Genomic DNA, 18,278 nt, shown 5'->3' on the forward strand with positions numbered 1-18,278 from the left:
GTCCCGCCGGGCGAGACGGGCCATGACTTCACTCGATTCTCGTGCCGCGACCGCGGTTTCCGCCGATGCGCCCCGCGTTGTCAACCCGATTCTCAAAGATGTCTCTCTGGCGCGCGCGCCGGTGACCTGCCAGAAACTGACGGCGTCACCCCGCGGCCTTGTGTTCCACCGCGCCGTTCCCCTCGACGTTCCCTTCGGCGCGATCCGCCTGATCGCCGCGTGTCACGACCATCACGCACCCAAGGACGCGCCGGTGCTGCTGCTCTTCGTCCAAGGGCAGCCCCGCCCATTTCTGGTCTCGGCACTTCACATCGCTTTCCGCGAGTTCTCAGGCGTGCTCGGCGAGACCCTGGCCGTCTCCTTCCGGAACTTCCTGGCACATCTCGTCCACTCGTGCCCGGGAATCCTCGTCGATCAGGGCACGTGGGCTGTTCTGCACGGCGACGCGGCGTTCGCGCCGCGGCCGCTCGATGTCCTCGCGACGAGCCTGGCACGGGTGCTCAATGAGGCCGATGCGGTGGCGTCTGGCGACAGTCGGCAGGGCGACAGTCGGCCGCGCGACGGCACCGACATGGCACCGGACCAGGCGTCCACGGTCCCGCTGGTATGGAACGCCGGCGATGTGATTCTCGGCTTTTACGAGGTGACGAAGGTCCACCAGTCGGGCGGAATGGGCTTGGTCTACCGCGTCCGGCACCGGGGCTGGCAGACCGATCTGGCCGTCAAGGCCCCGCGGCCGGAGTTCTTCCGAACCGAGACCGACGTCGCGACGTTCGAGCGTGAGTGCGAAACCTGGATCAACCTTGGACTCTATCCGCACATCGTGAGCTGCTACTACGTCCGCCGGCTCGGCGGCGTGCCTCGCGTGTTCGCGGAGTACGTGGATGGCGGCAGCCTCCAGGACTGGATCTCGAGCCGGCGCCTGTACGCGGACGATCCGCATGCGGCCCTGCTGCGGGCGCTCGACCTGGCCATCCAGTTCGCCTGGGGCCTGCACTTCGCGCACGATCAGGGACTGATCCATCAGGACGTCAAGCCGGGGAATGTGCTCGTCACCACGGCCGGCATCGCCAAGGTGACGGACTTCGGCCTGGCGCACGCCCGATCGAGCGTCGAGAGGCCTGGCGCCGACTCGCCTGCGGACGTCAGCCTCGTCGCGACCTTCGGCGGCATGACGCCGGCCTATTGCTCGCCGGAACAGGCGGCGATGCTCGCGGCACGCCGCGCCGGCACGCCGCGCGACGCGTTGCCACCGTTGACCAGACGCACCGATATCTGGTCGTGGGCTGTCAGCGTGCTCGAGATGTTCACCGGGGGCGTGACCTGGATGGGCGGCCAGGCAGCGGCGGCCGCGCTCGAGCACTACCTCGAGAACGGTCCGGACGATTCGAGCCTGCCGCCGATGCCGGAGGCGGTGGCGGAACTGCTCGGGCGGTGCTTCTCGCTCGACCCGACCGGCCGGCCAGCCACGTTGCTCGACGTGGTGGAGCCCTTGAGGACCGCCTACGCGCACGTGGCCGGACAGCCGTACCCGAGGCGCCGGCCCGAACCCGCCACGATGCTGGCCGACGGGCTGAACAACCGAGCCGTGTCGTTGCTCGACATCGGCCGGGCCGCTGACGCGGAGCGGCTCTTCGACGAGGCCCTGGCGGCGGATGGGGGACACGTCGAGGCGAGTTTCAACCGCGCACTAATGCGGTGGCGGGGCGGCCTCGCGACCGATCAGGCAGTCGTCGCCGAGGTGGCCGAGGTCGCAAAGGGCGCGAACGATCCGCGCGCCGCCGCCGATCTCGTCGGCCTGCTGCACATCGAGAGGCACGACGCCGAGTCCGCGCTCGCGGCGATAGACAGCGTGGCCGGAAGCGCGCCCGGATCGTCCGACCAGTCGATCCGTCAACGCGCCGAGTCGCTACGCCCTCACGCGGCGCGTGCCCTTCGCGTCATCGAGCCGCTCGCTGCGGCGCTGAGAGCTGTCGCCGTCAGCGCCGACGGCCGGGTCGTCCTCGGAGGCGGCCTCGATAACATGGTCCACGTGTGGGACGCGGTCTCAGGATCGGTGCTCAGGAGCTTCTTCGGCCATCAGGCGTGGGTGACGTGCCTCGCCCTGACTGCGGACGGCCGCCTGGCGTTGTCGGGCAGCGTGGACGACACGGTGCGAGTCTGGAACGTGGCGACCGGCCAGTGCCTGTCTACGCTCGAAGGGCACACGGATGACGTCAGCTCGGTGGCCGTGCAGGCGGCGGGGCGCTGGGGAGTCTCGGGGGCGTACGATCACACGGTCCGGGTATGGGAGTTTCCGACCGGCCAGTGCCTCCGGTTGCTCGAGGGGCACACGAACTGGGTGTCGGCCGTCGCGCTCGGCCGCGACAGTCGGACCGTCGTATCGGCCAGCTACGATGGCACGCTCCGCGTGTGGGACGCACCGACCGGCGGCTGTCTCCACGTCCTTCAGGGTCATCAGGGCCGCGTGACCACGGTCGCGGCGTCCGCGGACGCCCGATGGGCGATATCCGGCGGCGCCGACCGCAGCCTGCGCCTCTGGGACGTGCCCAACGGAAAGTGTGTCCGAGTCCTCCAAGGCCATGCCGGCGAAATCACGTCGGTTGACCTCTCTGCCGACGGCCGTTTCGCACTCAGCGGCAGCGCGGATCACACGGTGCGGCTCTGGGATACGTCCTCCGGTCGCTGCCTGCGGACGTTCCAGGGGCACGTGCGGGAGATCACCGCCGTGGCGGTCAGCACCGACGCATCGCTCGCCGTGACCGCCAGCGTGGACTGCAGCCTCCGGTTGTGGAACACCCGCGGTCTGTGCCACCACCCGCTGCCGGCTCCACCCGCGCTGAGCCGCGTCACATCGGCCGAAGCCTCCCTCGAGGCGGAGGCTCGCTTCCTGGCGCTCCTTGGCAACGGCCGAGAAGCCCTGTCGGCCGACAGGGCCGACGAGGCGCTGGCGGTGGCCCGCGCCGTGCGCTCGCTGCCCGGGCGAAACAGGGACGGTGAGGCACTCGGGCTGTGGACGGATCTCAGCTGTCGCTGCCAACGCGTCGGGCTGAGCGCGGCGTGGTGCGTCCGCGTGATGTCCGGCCATACCACCGAGGTCAAGGGCCTTGCCGTGACGCCGGACGGGCGGATGGTCGCCAGCACCGGACCAGAGGGTACGGTGCGCGTCCGCGAATTGGCCACCGGCCGCGCGATTCGGACGCTCGAAGGGCACACTCACGGCGTGTCAGCCATTGCCGCCTGCCCTGACGGCCACCACCTCGCCTCGGTCGGCGGCGACGGCCGACTTTGCCTGTGGGATCTGGACAGCGGTGCGTGCGAGCGCGTCGTCGACGGCTTCGAGCCGAACGGCCAAGGCCTGGCAATCAGTGACGACCAACGTTGGCTTCTCCGCGCCAACGGGCCCCGGATCGGCTTGTGGGAATTCTCGACCGGGCGACAGGTGCGAAGCTTCCCGGCCCCTTCCGGGATGCTGATGGACAGCGTGATCCTGCTGCCGGACGGCGAACTGGCCGCGGCATCCACGCTCGACTACAAGACGCAAGTGTTCGAGCTGGCGGGTGGCCGGAAGATCGGCAGCATGGACAACTGCGGGCCGCTGACGGCCAGCCCTGACGGGCGGTTGCTTGCCGCCGTCGGTCTGGACGCGGGCGTCCAGAAGGTGGTCATCTGGGCGCTGCATTCTCGCACTCAGCAGTTCCTCCTGGGCGGCCATGTCGGGCCCATCACCGCGACGGCGTTTGCGCCAGACAGCCGCTGGCTGTTCACGGCCAGCCGCGACGGCACGGTGCGCGTGTGGGACCTGTCGACTGGCGCTGCCGCGCGCGTGTTGGAGGGCTTCGTCCATCCGGTCGTAGCGCTCGCGATGGCGCCGGATGGCGGCCATCTCGTGATGGGCTGCACCGACGGCAGCGTGCAGGTGTGGGCGCTCGATTGGGAACTGGCCGTACGCCCGCGGTCGAACTGGGATGACGCGGCGCAGCCACACCTCGAGGCGTTCCTGCGACGCCACCGCGCGCCCGCGGCGGAGTTGCCCCAGGGCAGGGCGCCTTTCGACGAGGAGATCGCGTTGGCGCTGACGCGACGCGGGGCGCCCGACTGGACGACGGGTGATGTCGACGATCTGATGCGCCGGCTCGGACAGTCGGGTCACGGCCACGTCAGACGGGAGGGTGTCCTGGCGAAGCTCGTTGCTCTGGCCGCAGGTATGGACGCGGCGGTGCCGGCGTCAGGCTCCGCTCACCCAGACGCGGCGCGGGCGCTGCGAAAGGGCGCGGACCGGCTGGAATCGGACGTGCTCCCGTTGCTGGCGACGCTTCCCACGGACGGCGGGGACATGTACCAGGCCGGGCAGATGATCGCCGGCCTCTGGCGAGCGCTGGCGGACACCCTGGAAACGGGCATGGGCGCCGGCGGTCTGCCGCCTTCGGTTCCGGAGATCGCCGTGACCGTCTTCGGCAACACCTCGCAGATTGGCTCGGTGCTTCGGGCGACGGGCAACTGCCCGCCGCACGTGCTCGAGCACATCGCGAGCGTGCGACGCCTGGCTATCGAGTTGATGCCGGCCGCCTCCCTGCCGGAGACGACCGTCTTCTACTCCCGGAAGATCCGCGACGCGGCCGACCAGCTCGAAGCCGCGTTCCTCTCGCCCGGACAGCCTCTGCCCACCGCGCCGATCGACATGGAGAAGGTGCTGCGCCAACTCGTTGGTGCATTTCGCGAATTCACCGAATGCCTCGCGGGCGGCGTCGATCAGCAGGGGCAGCCGGCCTCGAGGTTGACGCTCGCGCATCTGCTGGCCGAGATCGTCCGGAACAGCAGGACCGACCATTTCCGCCAGGTCATCGGCGCCTCCTTCGGCGCCAGACTCGTGAACATTTGGGGCACGCTGGGCAACCTCGCGGAACTGGCCGAGTTGATGGAGGCCCAGGTGAGCGCCACCGCGATCGCGCCTGCGGTGCCAGCGGCCGTTCCCCAGCCGACTCCGCCCGGTCAGCCGTCCGCCGCGCCTGCGCCTCCGGCACCGGCTGCCGTTGGGATCGAGTGTCCGAAATGCGGCGCAACGGGCCAGCAGGGCGCGGAGTGCCGAAGTTGCGGACTGCTGTTCGCGCGGTACCGTCCCGGTCCGATCCTGAAGCGAGCGGCCGATCGGCTCCGAGCCGCCAGCCGCCAGATCGCTCGCATGCCGCCCGTGGTCAACGAATTCGCGACGTTCTGGGACACTCTTCCCGATGCAATCGAGACCGGCGTCATGGCGGACGGCGCCCGGGCCACGCCGTACCTCGTCGGCCTTCTCTTGCGCGACAACGTCGACATGATGGAGGACCGGCTCGTCGAGACGCTCGGAGAGTGCCCGGCGCAGCTCCGGACGCTGATGCCAGAGGTCCGCCGGCTGTCGCGCCACATGATGGGAGACCCGCTCGCACCTGCTGCGCGCGCCGCGCTGGCCGAGACGCTGAGCGGAGCGGCGGCGGCGCTCGAAGCGATCTTCAAACAGCCCGAGCGGCCATTCCCGTTGAACGATCAGGGAATGGACTCGGGCGTGTTTCTGAACTTCTTCGTGATCCTCCTCAAGGGGTTCCCTGGCCAACTGACCGGCAATACGGAGGCCGAGGTGATTCGTGGCACGGCCGAGGCCGTGCAGAACAGTTGCGGCACGATGCTATCGAACAATGTGCTCGGCATCGTGATGCACTCCTGCCCGTCGCAGTTCGTGACCGTCTTCAAGGCGGTGAACCTGACGAGGACGGCAGCGCGAATCATTTCTGGCCAATGAGTCCGGGGGCGCCGCCCTGGTGCACCAGGGCGATCGCCCCGTCGCGCGCGTGCACCATGACGACCGTCCCCGGCGGGCAGCGCCCCGCCAGGATGCTGCGCCCGAGAGGCTGGACGATCAGCCGGTCGATCGTTCGCTCCATCTGGCGGGCGCCCATGGCCGGGTCGAACCCTCGCTCCATCAGCACGTCGAACGCGTCGGGCGAAAGCGACAGCGTCACCTGGCGATCGGCCAGTTGTGCTGACACGCCATCGAGAATCTTCCCGATGATGCGCCGCACGGTCTCTGGTCCGAGCGGCCTGAAGCACACGATCCGCTGAATCCGATTGATCAGTTCGGGCCGGAGCGCAGCCGCCACGGCTCCGCGGTAACGGCGCTCGTACTCGGCCCACTGCTCGTCGACAGCCGTCGCGCGCGCAGGTCGCGGCGGCGGACCCGGCTGGGAGACGATCCCGATGGAGATCCCCTCGGGAGGCGCGTCCCGCCCGGCGCCGAGGTTCGACGTGAGGATGATCACCGTCTCGCCGAACGCCACGTGCCGGCCGCGACTGTCGGTCAGGCGCCCATCGTCGAAGATCTGGAGGAAGAGGTCGAACACCTTCGGGTGCGTTTTCTCGATCTCGTCGAACAGGACGACCGAATACGGGTGCGTCCGGACCGCATCGGTCAACTGCCCGCCCTCTTCGTGGCCGACGTAGCCGGGCGGCGCGCCGATCAGTTTCAGGCTGGGCGATTCTTCCGCGTATTCCGACATGTCGATCCGGATCAGCCGGTCCTCTTCCTCGAACAGGAACTGCGCGAGCGCCTTGGCGAGTTCCGTCTTACCGGTGCCGGTCGGACCGAGGAAGAGGTCCTCCATCTGGAGCAGGCGTTCGCCTTCGGAGAGCGAGAGCCGATCGAGCGGCACGCGGCATCGCTCCGCAATCACCGACGCCACCTCCTCGAGGCCGACCGTGGCGCCGCCGTGCCGGTCGTCACGGGCCGCACCCGGCCCGAACCTGGCCGTCGGAAGCATCACGCGTGAACATGCCTGATCGAGGATGTCGATGGCCTTGTCGGGCAACCGCATGTCGGGCAGGTATCGAATGGAGAGATCGACTGCCCGTCCGATGGCATCCGTCGAGATCGTCACGCGGTGATGCGCCTCGAACCCTGGCTTGAGGGCCTCGAGGATCGCGACGGCCTGGTCGCGCGATGGCTCCTCGACCCAGACCGGTTGGAACCGCCGCTCGAGCGCGCCGTCCTTCTCGATGTAGCGCCGGTACTCTGTCGTCGTGGTCGCCCCGATCACGCGGATGGCGCGGCGGGCCAGCGCCGGCTTGAGCAGGTTCGCCGCGTCCATGGCGCAGCCGCCGACGGCTTCCGCTTCCGCGAAGACCTCGCGCGTGCGCCGGCTGCGGTGGCCGGTGAAGAGCCGGCCGCTGTCCGTCGAGCGGCCCTCTGATTGCCACAAGGGTCACGGTGCTCGCCACATCAGCCTCCGCCATCAGTACCCACGGCGGCTCGCGGGCGTCAAGGCCGGCACGACCACGATCGATCGCGGGGCGTCGAGGCCGTATCGGTACTCGAAGTCTGCGGGAGCACGCGGCGTCGAGACGGATGGAGACGCGAGGGACTGGCGGTCCCTGCCGACGAACCCGTATCATTCCGGGCAGGATGAAGGCTGTTCTCTCCTTTGCCGGCAGCGCGGTGGAGGTCTGCGCCCACGGCCCGCGGGCCGTGGCGCTGATGGATTTCCTGTTCCACCAGGTGCCGCGTGATCCCGGGGCGAAGCCGCACGCCAGGTTCGAACTGTCGGAGGCCGTGGGCGGTCTCTCGCTGTCGATCGACGATGCCGTCTGCTTCGAGGGCGCGGATGACGGGACGGCTGGCAGCGTGTTCGTTGGCGAGGTGATGTACCAGATCGCCTGCCGAAGCCGTGGGGGGTTGCTCTTCCACGCGGCCGCGCTGGCCCACCACGGTCAAAGCGTCCTCCTGCCCGGCAAGTCCCGAAGCGGAAAGACGACGCTCGTCGCGTGGCTTGCGGCGAAGGGTTTCGATTACCTCACCGACGAGATGGTCTTCGTGCCTTCCGGCGGAACGGCCATCGACGCGTTCAGCCGACCGCTCCAGCTCCGACGTGCGTCGCGCCCGGTGATCGAGAACCTGATCGGCCCACTGCCGGCCGAGGCCGTTCAGGTGGGTTCGGCCTTCGATCTCATCCTGCCGGCCGCACTTCGGTCGACCGTCGGCATCGGTCGATCTGATCTCGCGCTCATCGTCTTTCCGCAGTACGAGGCGGCATCGCCCGGTGAGCTGATCCGGCTGTCGCCCGCGCAAGCCGGTCTTCACCTGATGGAGGGGCTCATTAACGCTCGCAACCTGCGCGCGCACGGCTTTCCGGAGGTGGCGGCTCTCGCCCGCCAGGTTCCAGCGTACCGCGCCGCGTATTCGAGCTTCAGCCAGGTGGAGGGCGAACTGCTCTGCCTGCTGCCCTGAGGGGGTTCTCCTGGTCTCCAGGCTCCAGGCGTGAGTGCTTGCAGTTGCGTGATCGGTGCCTGGGAGACAGTCCCGAACCCAATCCTCGTTACAATGAACGAACGGCCATTCAGCCTCTGCCCATGATGCCTGTAGAAGCAGCCCGCGCCACTCAGACGGTCGCAAAGCGTTTCCGGCGCCGCGACGCCTCCCGTGAACAAGGCGACAAACGGGAAGCCAGGCTCCGAGGCGCGAGCCAGACCTTCGCGCGGTGCGGCTTCTTCAATGCCCGGGTGGCCGATATCGCGCGGGCGGCCGGCGTAGCGTCAGGGACCGCCTACCTCATACGTCCGGAACGAGGATGAAGGCGATCGGATCGGGGCCTCCGCTCGTGCTGGTGCCCGGCGTCCAGGGCCGCTGGGAGTGGATGCGGCCGGCTGTGGACGCGCTCGCGCGGCACTTCCGGGTCATCACCTTCTCGCTCGTCGGTGAACGCCGGAGCGGCATGGCGCTGGACGAGGCGGTCGGCTTCGACAGCCACGTCGATCAACTCGATGGAATCCTCGCGCAGGCTGGAGTCGAGCGCACGCTGCTCTGCGGCGTGTCCTTCGGAGGCTTGATCGCCCTGCGCTACGCGGCGGTTCGTCCCGAGCGCGTGGCGGGGCTCGTCCTCGTATCCACACCGGGGCCGGGCTGGAAGCCGACCGAGCGGCAGCAGGCGTACGTCCACGCGCCTCGGACGTCGGTCATCAAGTTCGTCGGGGGCGCGCCTGGACGGTTGTGGCGGGAAATCCACGCGGCGCTTCCCGGACCCGCCGAACGGTGGCGGACCGCTGCCGGATACCTCGCCGCGATCCTGTCCGCGCCCGCTTCCGGGGTTCGAATGGCGAGACGCGTGCAACTGGTCGCGAATTGCGACCTTCGCGCCGACGCCGCGTCGATCGCGGTCCCGACGCTCGTCGTGACCGGGGAACCGGAACTCGACCGCGTGGTTCCTGTGGCCGGCACCCGCGAGTACCTGGGGCTCATCCCCGGCGCGGTGGGCCGCACGCTGGAGCACACCGGCCACATCGGCCTGATTACGAAGCCGGAGCTGTTCGCGGCGGTTCTCCACGACTTTTCCGTCTCAACGCGGAGCCGTTGAACCATGGTTCATCACATCCCCGGCCCGAGTGGCCGGCTCGAGGCGCTCGTCGACGATCCGTCGGCGCTCTGCACCACCGGCACGCCCGGCGCGAGCGATCCGTTGCGGCCCCCTCGCGCAGTGGTGGTCATCGCGCACCCGCATCCGCTTCACGGCGGCACGATGCACACAAAGATCGTCTTCCAGGTGGCCAAGGCGTTCTGTCGGCTCGGATGCGCGGTGCTACGGTTCAATTTCCGCGGTGTCGGACTGAGCGATGGCACGTTTGGGGAAGGCGCCGGCGAGATCGAGGACTTCAACGCAGCCGTTGATTTCGCGACCGCGCGATACCCGGGAATCGAAGCCTGGGCCGCCGGAGCGTCGTTCGGATCGTGGGTGGCGATGACCGCCGGCGCCAAAGACGAACGCATCAAGACGCTGATCGGCCTCGCGCTGCCGGCGAACCTCTACGACTTTTCAGCCGCCGCGCGGTCACCCAAGCCCAAGTTCGTGATCCACGGCGAGCACGACGCGATCTGCCCGCTTCGAGCGGTGCGCGCGATGTACGCGACGGCCGTCGAACCGAAGGAACTCGTCGTGATCGAAGCAGCCAATCATCTGTTCGACGGACGCCTGCACGAAGTCGCGGAAGCGATCGAAGACCTGCTGGCGCCCGCATCGTCCTGACTCGCACGCGGCATCGGGGATCACAGGGTTACCGAGCGTTCGCAGAGACCGCGCGCCCTTTTCGGGCTCTGCGTTGAACGTGAAGGACAAGGGCGGTTCTCGAATGGTACGTTTAGAATGGACGTATGCTTCGAACTGTCGGCCTCCTCGCGGTAATCTTGGCGATCGCCGCGTGCAGTTCGCGCCCGCCCGATGAGTCCGGCTATCTGAAGGAGATCGCGGCCGTGCGCGCGGCGAACGATACGATGATGCGCGCGTCTGGCTCGCCGATCTCGGCGGACAAGAGGTCGCAGTTCCTGCCGCTCGCCTACTTTCCTGTCGACCCGTCGTATGCGGTCCCCGCGGCGTTCAGGGAGAACCCGCCCACTGCCCGACCGCGGATGCAGATGGACACCTCGGCACACGAGCCGCGGTTGATGGAACTCCTGGGCGTGCTCGAGTTCACGCTCCAGGGCACGCCGCTCCGGCTGTCGGCCTTCGCCGAGGTCGGGCAGTCGGACGACCGCCTGTTCGTGCCGTTCACCGACGCCACGACGGGAAGCGAGACCTATCGGGCCGGCCGGTATCTCGAGATCGGCCGCTCGTCCACGGGCATCTACGTCGTGGACTTCAACCGCGCGTTCAATCCCTACTGCTACTACAACCCGACCTACGACTGCCCGTACCCGCCGAAGGAGAATCGACTGGCGGTGGCCATCAGGGCGGGGGAGAAGGTCAAGTAAAGGATGAAGGAGGAAGGATGAAGGAGGAAGGAGGCATTAGAAAAGGAGGAAGGATGAAGGAGGAAAGGGGAAGGAGGAAGGATGAGGGATGAAGGACGAGGAATGAAGCAGGAAGGCGGCTCGCGGGTGCTCGAAGCGGTCGTGTTCGACTTCGATGGAGTGCTGGCCGATACCGAGCCGCTCCATTTCTCGACCATCCGAGCCACGCTCGAGGCGCGTGGCGTTCCGCTGTCCTTCGAGGAATACGGTGAACGCTACCTCGGGTACGACGATGCCGGGGTGTTCCGAGCCGTGGCGCGCGACCGGGGCCTGGCGTGGGATGCGCGCGAGATCGACGCTCTCGTCCAGTCGAAGGGCCAGATATTCCGCAGGCTCGCGGCGGAAACGCCGGTGCTGTTCGCCGGCGTCGCCGAGCGGCTGCGCGAGTGGTCGGCACACGTGCCGATGGGCATTGCGTCCGGTGCATTCCGCGACGAGATCGTCATGGTGCTCGACTCGGCCGGACTCTCCGGGATGGTGCGCACCATCGTCGGCGCCGGTGAAACCACGCGCCACAAGCCCGAACCCGAACCTTACCTGCGGGCGCTCGAACTGCTCGGCCCCAATCTGACTCCCGGCCGATGCGTCGCGATCGAGGATTCACCATGGGGCATCACCTCCGCCCGCGAGGCCCGCATGAAGGTCGTCGCCCTGACAACCAGTTGCTCGTCCGATCGACTCTTCGACGCTCACCACCTCGTCCGGTCCTTCGAAGACCTCTCGCTCGACCTGTTGAACGACGTGGCCGCGCGGTCGTGACGCGGGGAAGCCGTTTCAAACAGGCCCGTCCCGGCGCATAATACGGCGACCATGCGGGACCGACGCCTCGGCGAGTGTTCACGGTCCCCGCCCCCGCAGCCCGCCCCCGATCGCCGATCCTCGCCCTGCCCCAGAAGGAGTAGTTCATGCGCATACGAACGCCTGCGCGACGATGGAGTCTCGTTCTTGCGGCGCTGGCCTTGTGGGCCATCGCACTGAACGCGGACTCTGCGTTCGCGCAGAAGAAGCCGATCACCCACGACGTGTATGACACCTGGCGGTCCATCCAGGGGACGAAGCTGTCCCGCGATGGCGGCTGGCTGGTCTACGCGCTCGCCGCCCAGGAGGGCGATGGCGAACTCGTCGCCAGGAATCTGAAGACCGACGCCGAGATTCGGCAGCCGCGCGGCAAGGATCCCGTCATCACGGCGAACGGCAAGTACGTCCTCTATGGCATTGCACCGCCCCGCGCCGACGTGGACAAGGCCAAGAAGGACAAGAAGAAGGCAGACGAGATGCCGAAGTCCGGTTTCGGCATCCTCGATCTCTCCACTGGAAAGGCCGTCACGTTCGATCGAGTGAAGAGCTTCAAGGTGCCCGAGGAGTCCGCCGCCGTTGTCGCCTTCTTGTTCGAGGCGCCGGAGAAGAAGGCCGACGCCAGCGACGACAAGGACAAGAAGGTAGAGGCAAAACCTGAAGAGAAGAGGGACGGCAAGAAGAAGAACGAGAAGAAGAAGGAGCCGGGTACCGATCTGGTCGTGCGGAACCTCGCCGACGGCGGTGAAGTGAAGATCGCGGAGGTGACCGACTACGAATGGGCGAAGTCGGGAGACCTTCTCGCGTACACCGTCTCGTCGAAGAAGCCCGAGAGCGACGGCGCGTTCGTCCGCAAGACGGCCGACGGCAGCGTCCGATCGGTGCTCACCGGACTCGGGAACTACAAGGGCATCGCGTTCGACGACGCGGGAGGCCAACTGGCGTTCGTGAGCGACCGTGACGACTACAAGGCGGAGGCGCCGGCATTCAGGCTCTATGCCTGGTCCTCTCCCGGGGACAAGGCGATTGAACTCGTGTCCGCCGCATCGCCGGGCATGCCCGCGGGCGCTGCCGTCAGCGAGTACGGCAAGCTCGAGTTCTCGAAGGATGGCAGCCGCCTGTTGTTCGGCACGGCGCCCGCCCCGAAGGCGGTTCCGGAAGGCGCTCCCGATCCCGCGAAGGTGGACATCTGGACCTGGAAGGACCCGGAACTCCAACCGATGCAGAAGGTGCGCCTCGAAGAGGAGAAGAAGCGCAGCTTCCGAGCCGCGGTGTCGCTGAAGAACAGGAAGTTCGTCCAGCTCGCGGATTCCGACATGCCCGATATCCGCCTGTCGGAGGACGCCACGAGGGCGCTCGGGCAGTCGGACGTCCCCTACAGGCAGCTCGTGTCGTGGGACGGTGAGTACGCCGACTTCTACGCCGTGAATCCGCTCGACGGATCGCGCAAGAAGATCATCGAGAAGGCGCACTTCGGCGCCACGCTCTCGCCCGCCGGTGCCTACGTCCTCTACTTCGACTACCGCGACACCAACTGGTACGTCGTCCGCAACACGGACGGCAAGGTGATCAAGCTCACCGACAAGTCGCTTGGCGTGCGGTTCGACGACGAGACGTCGAACACGCCGGAACCACCGCGTCCGTGGGGCGTCGCCGGGTGGACCGAAGGCGATCGCTCTCTGTTGGTCTACGACCGCTACGACATCTGGGAACTGCGGCCGGATGGCACCGCGCCGCGAACGATCACCAATGGCGTCGGCCGGAAACAGAAGCTCGTCTTCCGGTACCAGCGCCCCGAGGCGGACGAGGCTGCCGTGCCGCGTGGCCGCCGGGTCGCCGTTGACGAGCAGCCGATCAAACTCGACAAACCGCTTCTCCTGCAGGCAACCGACGACACGACGAAGGCCAGCGGCTTCTACCGCGTCACCGTGCCTCCGGTCCCGGCAGCGGTGGCCGCCGACGCCAGGACGGCGAAGAAAGCTTCGCGTCAAGGTGGCGCGGGAGCGGAAAGCGCCAGTGCCGCCTCGACGGGGCCTGGCTCCGGTCCGGCTCTCCAGGATCCGACGAAGCTTCTGATGCTCGACAAGATGGTCGGCGGCTTCATCAAGGCGAAGGGAGCCGACACGGTCGTCATCACCGAGCAGCGGTTCGAGGAATTTCCAAACCTCTGGGTGACCGATCTCTCACTCGCGAACCCTCGGAAGGTCACCGACGCCAATCCGCAGCAGGGCACCTACGTCTGGGGCCGATCCGAGTTGATCGAGTACGTCAACGCCGACAACGTCACGCTGCGGGCCATTCTGACGAAGCCCGAGAATTTCGACCCGTCGAAGAAGTACCCCCTGTTGGTCTACATCTACGAGGAACTGACCGACGGGCTGCACCGCTTTGTCCCGCCGGCGCCCGGCACCAGCATCAACGTCTCCCGCTTCGTCAGCAACGGCTATATCGTCCTGCGGCCGGACATCATCTACGACACCGGCTATCCGGGGCAGAGCGCGCTCAAGTGCGTGCTGCCGGCCGTGCAGCGCGTCGTCTCGATGGGGTTCGTCGATCCGAAGCGCGTCGGCATCCAGGGACATAGCTGGGGCGGCTATCAGATCACCTATCTCATCACGCAGACCAACATGTTCCGCGCGGTCGAAGCCGGCGCGTCGGTGAGCAACATGGTCAGCGCGTACGGCGGCATCCGGTGGGGCACCGGGATGTCGCGCGCGTTCCAGTACGAGAAGACCCAGAGCCGGATAGGCGCCCCGCCGTGGGAACGGCCGCTCCAGTTCATCGAGAACTCGCCCATCTTCTGGGTCGAGAAGGTCAAGACGCCCTACCTGACGATCCACAACGACGAAGACGACGCGGTGCCGTGGTATCAGGGGATCGAGTTCTTCAGCGCCCTGCGGCGGCTGGGGAAAGAGGCGTACATGTTTGTGTACAACGGCGAGAAGCACGGGCTGCGTGAGCGCGACAACCAGAAGCACTGGACCGTGCACCTCTGCGAGTTCTTCGATCATCACCTGAAGGACGCGCCGCGGCCGGAGTGGATGGACAAGGGCGTGCCGTATCTCGAGAAGGGAAAGCGGGACGTCAGCGGTCAGTTCAAGGGGAAGTAGGGCCCATTCCCAGAGCCATGGGGGGCGCGGCTTTGAGGCTGCGCCCCCATCTTCACCCCGCCACATCCAATCCTTTGAATCGGGCGATCCAAACGCCCGACAGGTACCGCGTAGAGAATTCGTGGACCTTCGTCAGGCTCCGGGAACATCGCGACCGGACCCCAGGTAATCCCGCAAGAAACCAGACCTCCAGCGTGGACGGATCGCGGTCCGGCGCGATCGGTTCACGAGCGGATTCATGGCATGCCGCGTGCTGTCGATCGGACGGACGTCGCTTCAGGTAATTCCCCCCATCCGGTCCGGCAACCCCCCGTTTGAAGCCGCCGTGGTGCAGACGTAGACGCCTGAAGTGTGCGTCGTTTCGGCGTCGTTTCGGCGGCGTTTCCCAATCAGGAGGTCGTATGAAGGTTCGTTCGGCGTTGTTGCTGGCCACGGCATTCGTGCTGGCCCTGGCCGCATCCGGCTTCGCGCAGCAGCCGGGAGAGATCTACGGGAAGGTGGCGGACGCAAGCGGCGCCGTCATGCCGGGCGTCACGGTCACACTGACCGGGACGGTACTGCTGCAGCCCATGGTGGCAACGAGCAGCGCGAGCGGCGGGTATCGATTTCCGGGCCTTGCCGTCGGCGTCTATTCGGTGAGATTCGAGATCCCCGGGTTCAAGACGTACGTTCGCGACGCGGTCCGCATGGAAATCGGCGCGAATCTGCAGATCAACGCGGCGCTCGAGATCTCGACGGTTCAGGAGACGGTGACCGTCTCCGGCGAAACGCCAATTGTGGACCTGCGCGAGACCGGCAAGACCAGCCGCTTCACCCAGGAAGCGCTCCAGAGCATCCCCTCGGCCCGCGACCCGTGGGTCATCATCGAGCAGTCGGCGGGCGTGGCGATGGACCGGTCGAACGTTGGCGGCAGCGCGTCGGGGCAGCAGTCGAACTTCGTGGCGCGCGGCGCGCTCATGAGCCAGCAGAAGTGGAACCTCGATGGCGTCGACGTGACCGACATGAACGCCACGGGAGGCTCGCCGGTGTACTTCGACTTCGACGCCTTCGAAGAGATGCAGATTTCGACGGGCGGCAACGACGTCACGATGCAGTCGCCGGGCGTCTCGGTCAACCTCGTCACCAAGAGCGGCACCGACAAACTGCGTGGCTCCGGGCGCTACTACATCACCGACCAGAAGTTCGAGTCGGTCAACCTGAATGACACCATTCGCAAGCAGGGCGCGACGTCTGGCAACCCCATTCAGAAGATCACCGACTACGGGTTCGAGGTCGGCGGCCCCATCAAGAAGGGCAAGGCGTGGTTCTGGGGCAGCTACGGCAAGCAGGACATCAACGTCGGCGTCAACGGCTTCTACAAGGCCAGCGATCAGTGCCAGACGCTCAAGGCCGACATGAAGAGCAACCCCTTGAGCCACGCCGTGGAGGACATTTGGGGCTGCCTCAACACCGACCTGACGACGTTGAACAACTACAACGCGAAGGTGGCGGTCGAGCTGTTCAAGAACAACCAGTTCTCCTTCTACTTCAACGGCGCCGAGAAGGTCCGCAACGCGCGGAACGCGTCCGACACGCACCCGATTGAGACCACCTGGCGCCAGGGCGGCGTCGCAGATACGAGCCTCGGTTCGACCTTCTGGAAGACCGGCATGCCGAAGACGTACAAGTGGAGCGACCGCCACATCTTCAGCGACCGCTTCATGATGGAGTACCAGTACGCGCACATCGGCAACAACTTCGTGCTGGACTTCCACGATCCGAGCCTGGCGGCCGTCCAGACGCTCTACGACCAGAACACGGGCATGTACGCGCGCTCGTTCTACGCGCAGAGCATCGTCCGACCGACCGACAGCATCGACATCACCGGCAACTACTTCCTCCCGGCATTCCTGGGTGGTGACAATTCGTTCAAGGTCGGCTTCAAATACCGCAACGATGGCGCGCTGACGCTCACGCACTACGGCGGCAACGCGTACTCGGTGCTGACCAACGGCGTCCCGACCGAAGCGTGGATCTACCGTGACGGCAGCAGCGACTACCGGCTGCACAACCGGTCCTTCTACATCCAGGACAGCTACGCCCGGAAGAACCTGACCATCACGCTCGGCCTGCGCTACGACTACCAGACCGATGCCGTGGTTCCAGCCAGCATCAGCGCCGTGCCGTTCTTCGGCCAGGCGACGCGCTACGGCCAGGTGTTCAACCAACTGCCGGGTGTCGACTTCTCCGGCGCCGAGGCGGGCGTGCCGTGGAAGAACTTCTCGCCGCGGCTCGGCCTCAGCTACGACATGACGAAGGACGGCAGGAACGTCGTGAAGTTCAACTACTCGCGCTACGCCAACCAGCTCGGGTCGGGCGGTATCGCCTACGTCTACAACCCGGTGGTCGTGACCGAAGTCGACTATCCCTGGACCGATCTGAACGGGGACAAGATCGTCCAGGCAAACGAGATCGATATGCGCGGGAAGCCGCTGTACGCGACGAGCGGGTACGACTACAACAACCCGGGCGGCCTGGCGAGGACCACCGGCACGATCGACCCGAACCTGACTGCGCCCGTCACCAACGAGTTCATCGCCAGCTACGACCGGCAACTGACGACGGACTTCGCGGTGACCGGCTCGTTCATCTACCGCAAGTACTCGAACTTCACCGTGACCAAGCGCGCCGGCATGGACAGCAGCAACTGGGTGCAGAAGACCTTCACGCCGTCGGTGCTGCCGACGTACCCGGCTGACGCTCGCGTGGTGCCCGTGACCTACTTCTCGCCGACGTCCTATCCGGTCACGACCGTGCTCGGCAACCGTCCGGACTACTACCGCACCTACGAAGGTGTCGAGTTGACCGTGCGAAAACGGATGTCGCACAACTGGATGTTCAACAGCAGCTTCTCGTACAACGCGGCGCCGCAGCACTATCCGACGGCCGCATCGTACGGTCCGGCGGCGTACCTCGACCCGACGAACGTGGCCACGTACAACGGCGCCCAGTTCGCCGAGGAGTCGACGTCGAGCGGCCTGGACAACGTGTTCGTGAACGCCAAGTGGATCTTCCGCATGTCCGGCGCCTACACGGTGCCGGTGGTGAAGATGGGCGTCGCCGGCTTCTTCAACGCGCGGAGCGGCTATCCGTTCCTGGCGGGCGTCAACGTGCCTTCCAGCTTGCGGAACGGCGCGGGCGCGGTCGTGGTGATCCTCGACAACGTGGGCGAGGTGCGACTGCCGACCATGCAGCAGCTCGATGTGAAGATCGACCGTCCGTTCCTGCTGTTCAACCGGCTGCGGGTCGTCGCCAGCATGGACCTGTTCAACCTGTTGAACACCAACACCACGCTGGCGGAACGCCGGACGCAGAACGCCAACAACGCGAACACGATCGCGAACATCGTGTCGCCGCGGGTCCTGCGTTTCGGATTCCGGGTGACTTTCTAGGCCAGAGTCAGGAGCCAGAAGCCTGAAGGCGGAACGTAGAACCAGCGAGAGTGTTGGGGGGGCACGGCCGGCGCCGTGCCCCCTTTTTTGTTGGCCTTCCGGACCGAAGACATCCGCATGTGGTCCGACGAAAGCCTG

Annotated in this window: 9 protein-coding genes; 8 read left to right on the plus strand and 1 reads right to left on the minus strand. The window is 66.8% G+C overall.

The window, feature by feature from the left end:
• The first annotated feature begins 22 nt into the window (after nucleotides 1-22).
• Nucleotides 23-5,776 carry a protein kinase gene (locus VGK32_13525; protein ID HEY3382789.1) on the plus strand — a complete coding sequence of 1,918 codons (5,754 nt, stop codon included), beginning with the start codon at nucleotides 23-25 and terminating at the stop codon, nucleotides 5,774-5,776.
• Here the strand turns inward: VGK32_13525 and VGK32_13530 are convergent.
• Complete coding sequence (locus VGK32_13530) at nucleotides 5,760-7,229, minus strand: ATP-dependent Clp protease ATP-binding subunit (GenBank protein ID HEY3382790.1); 1,470 nt, start codon at nucleotides 7,227-7,229, stop codon at nucleotides 5,760-5,762. The genes VGK32_13525 and VGK32_13530 overlap by 17 nt on opposite strands.
• Nucleotides 7,230-7,432: 203 nt before the next feature.
• On the opposite strand from VGK32_13530, the gene VGK32_13535 reads away from it, so the two are divergent.
• From VGK32_13535 to VGK32_13565, 7 genes are all read left to right on the plus strand, one after another.
• Nucleotides 7,433-8,254, plus strand: a complete 822-nt coding sequence (locus VGK32_13535) for a hypothetical protein (protein ID HEY3382791.1) — start codon at nucleotides 7,433-7,435, stop codon at nucleotides 8,252-8,254.
• Between the two features lie 340 nt (nucleotides 8,255-8,594).
• Entirely contained in the window at nucleotides 8,595-9,377 is a 783-nt protein-coding gene (locus tag VGK32_13540; protein ID HEY3382792.1) for an alpha/beta hydrolase, read from the plus strand.
• Nucleotides 9,378-9,380: 3 nt separating this feature from the next.
• Nucleotides 9,381-10,043: an alpha/beta fold hydrolase gene (locus VGK32_13545; protein ID HEY3382793.1), complete on the plus strand. Its 663-nt coding sequence runs from the start codon at nucleotides 9,381-9,383 to the stop codon at nucleotides 10,041-10,043.
• 125 nt (nucleotides 10,044-10,168) lie between these two features.
• Nucleotides 10,169-10,765 (plus strand): DUF1684 domain-containing protein, encoded by a 597-nt coding sequence (locus VGK32_13550; GenBank protein HEY3382794.1) that lies wholly within the window; start codon nucleotides 10,169-10,171, stop codon nucleotides 10,763-10,765.
• 102 nt (nucleotides 10,766-10,867) lie between these two features.
• The gene (locus VGK32_13555) at nucleotides 10,868-11,563 is read left to right on the plus strand and encodes an HAD family phosphatase (GenBank protein HEY3382795.1); all 696 of its coding nucleotides are present in this window, start codon (nucleotides 10,868-10,870) and stop codon (nucleotides 11,561-11,563) included.
• A 146-nt stretch (nucleotides 11,564-11,709) separates the two neighbouring features.
• A complete protein-coding gene (locus tag VGK32_13560) occupies nucleotides 11,710-14,709 on the plus strand; it encodes a prolyl oligopeptidase family serine peptidase (GenBank protein ID HEY3382796.1) in 3,000 nt (999 codons plus the stop codon).
• Between the two features lie 401 nt (nucleotides 14,710-15,110).
• Nucleotides 15,111-18,140, plus strand: a complete 3,030-nt coding sequence (locus tag VGK32_13565) for a carboxypeptidase regulatory-like domain-containing protein (protein ID HEY3382797.1) — start codon at nucleotides 15,111-15,113, stop codon at nucleotides 18,138-18,140.
• Nucleotides 18,141-18,278 lie beyond the last annotated feature (138 nt).

It is taken from the genome of Vicinamibacterales bacterium (assembly GCA_036504215.1).
Classification (GTDB): domain Bacteria; phylum Acidobacteriota; class Vicinamibacteria; order Vicinamibacterales; family Fen-181; genus FEN-299.

Bases quoted from the DNA above. Each gene is read 5' to 3' on its own strand.
- VGK32_13540 (HEY3382792.1), top strand. From the start codon at position 8,595: ATGAAGGCGATCGGATCGGGGCCTCCGCTCGTGCTGGTGCCCGGCGTC.
- VGK32_13545 (HEY3382793.1), top strand. From the start codon at position 9,381: ATGGTTCATCACATCCCCGGCCCGAGTGGCCGGCTCGAGGCGCTCGTC.
- VGK32_13565 (HEY3382797.1), top strand. From the start codon at position 15,111: ATGAAGGTTCGTTCGGCGTTGTTGCTGGCCACGGCATTCGTGCTGGCC.
- VGK32_13560 (HEY3382796.1), top strand. From the start codon at position 11,710: ATGCGCATACGAACGCCTGCGCGACGATGGAGTCTCGTTCTTGCGGCG.
- VGK32_13535 (HEY3382791.1), top strand. From the start codon at position 7,433: ATGAAGGCTGTTCTCTCCTTTGCCGGCAGCGCGGTGGAGGTCTGCGCC.
- VGK32_13525 (HEY3382789.1), top strand. From the start codon at position 23: ATGACTTCACTCGATTCTCGTGCCGCGACCGCGGTTTCCGCCGATGCG.
- VGK32_13550 (HEY3382794.1), top strand. From the start codon at position 10,169: ATGCTTCGAACTGTCGGCCTCCTCGCGGTAATCTTGGCGATCGCCGCG.
- VGK32_13555 (HEY3382795.1), top strand. From the start codon at position 10,868: ATGAAGCAGGAAGGCGGCTCGCGGGTGCTCGAAGCGGTCGTGTTCGAC.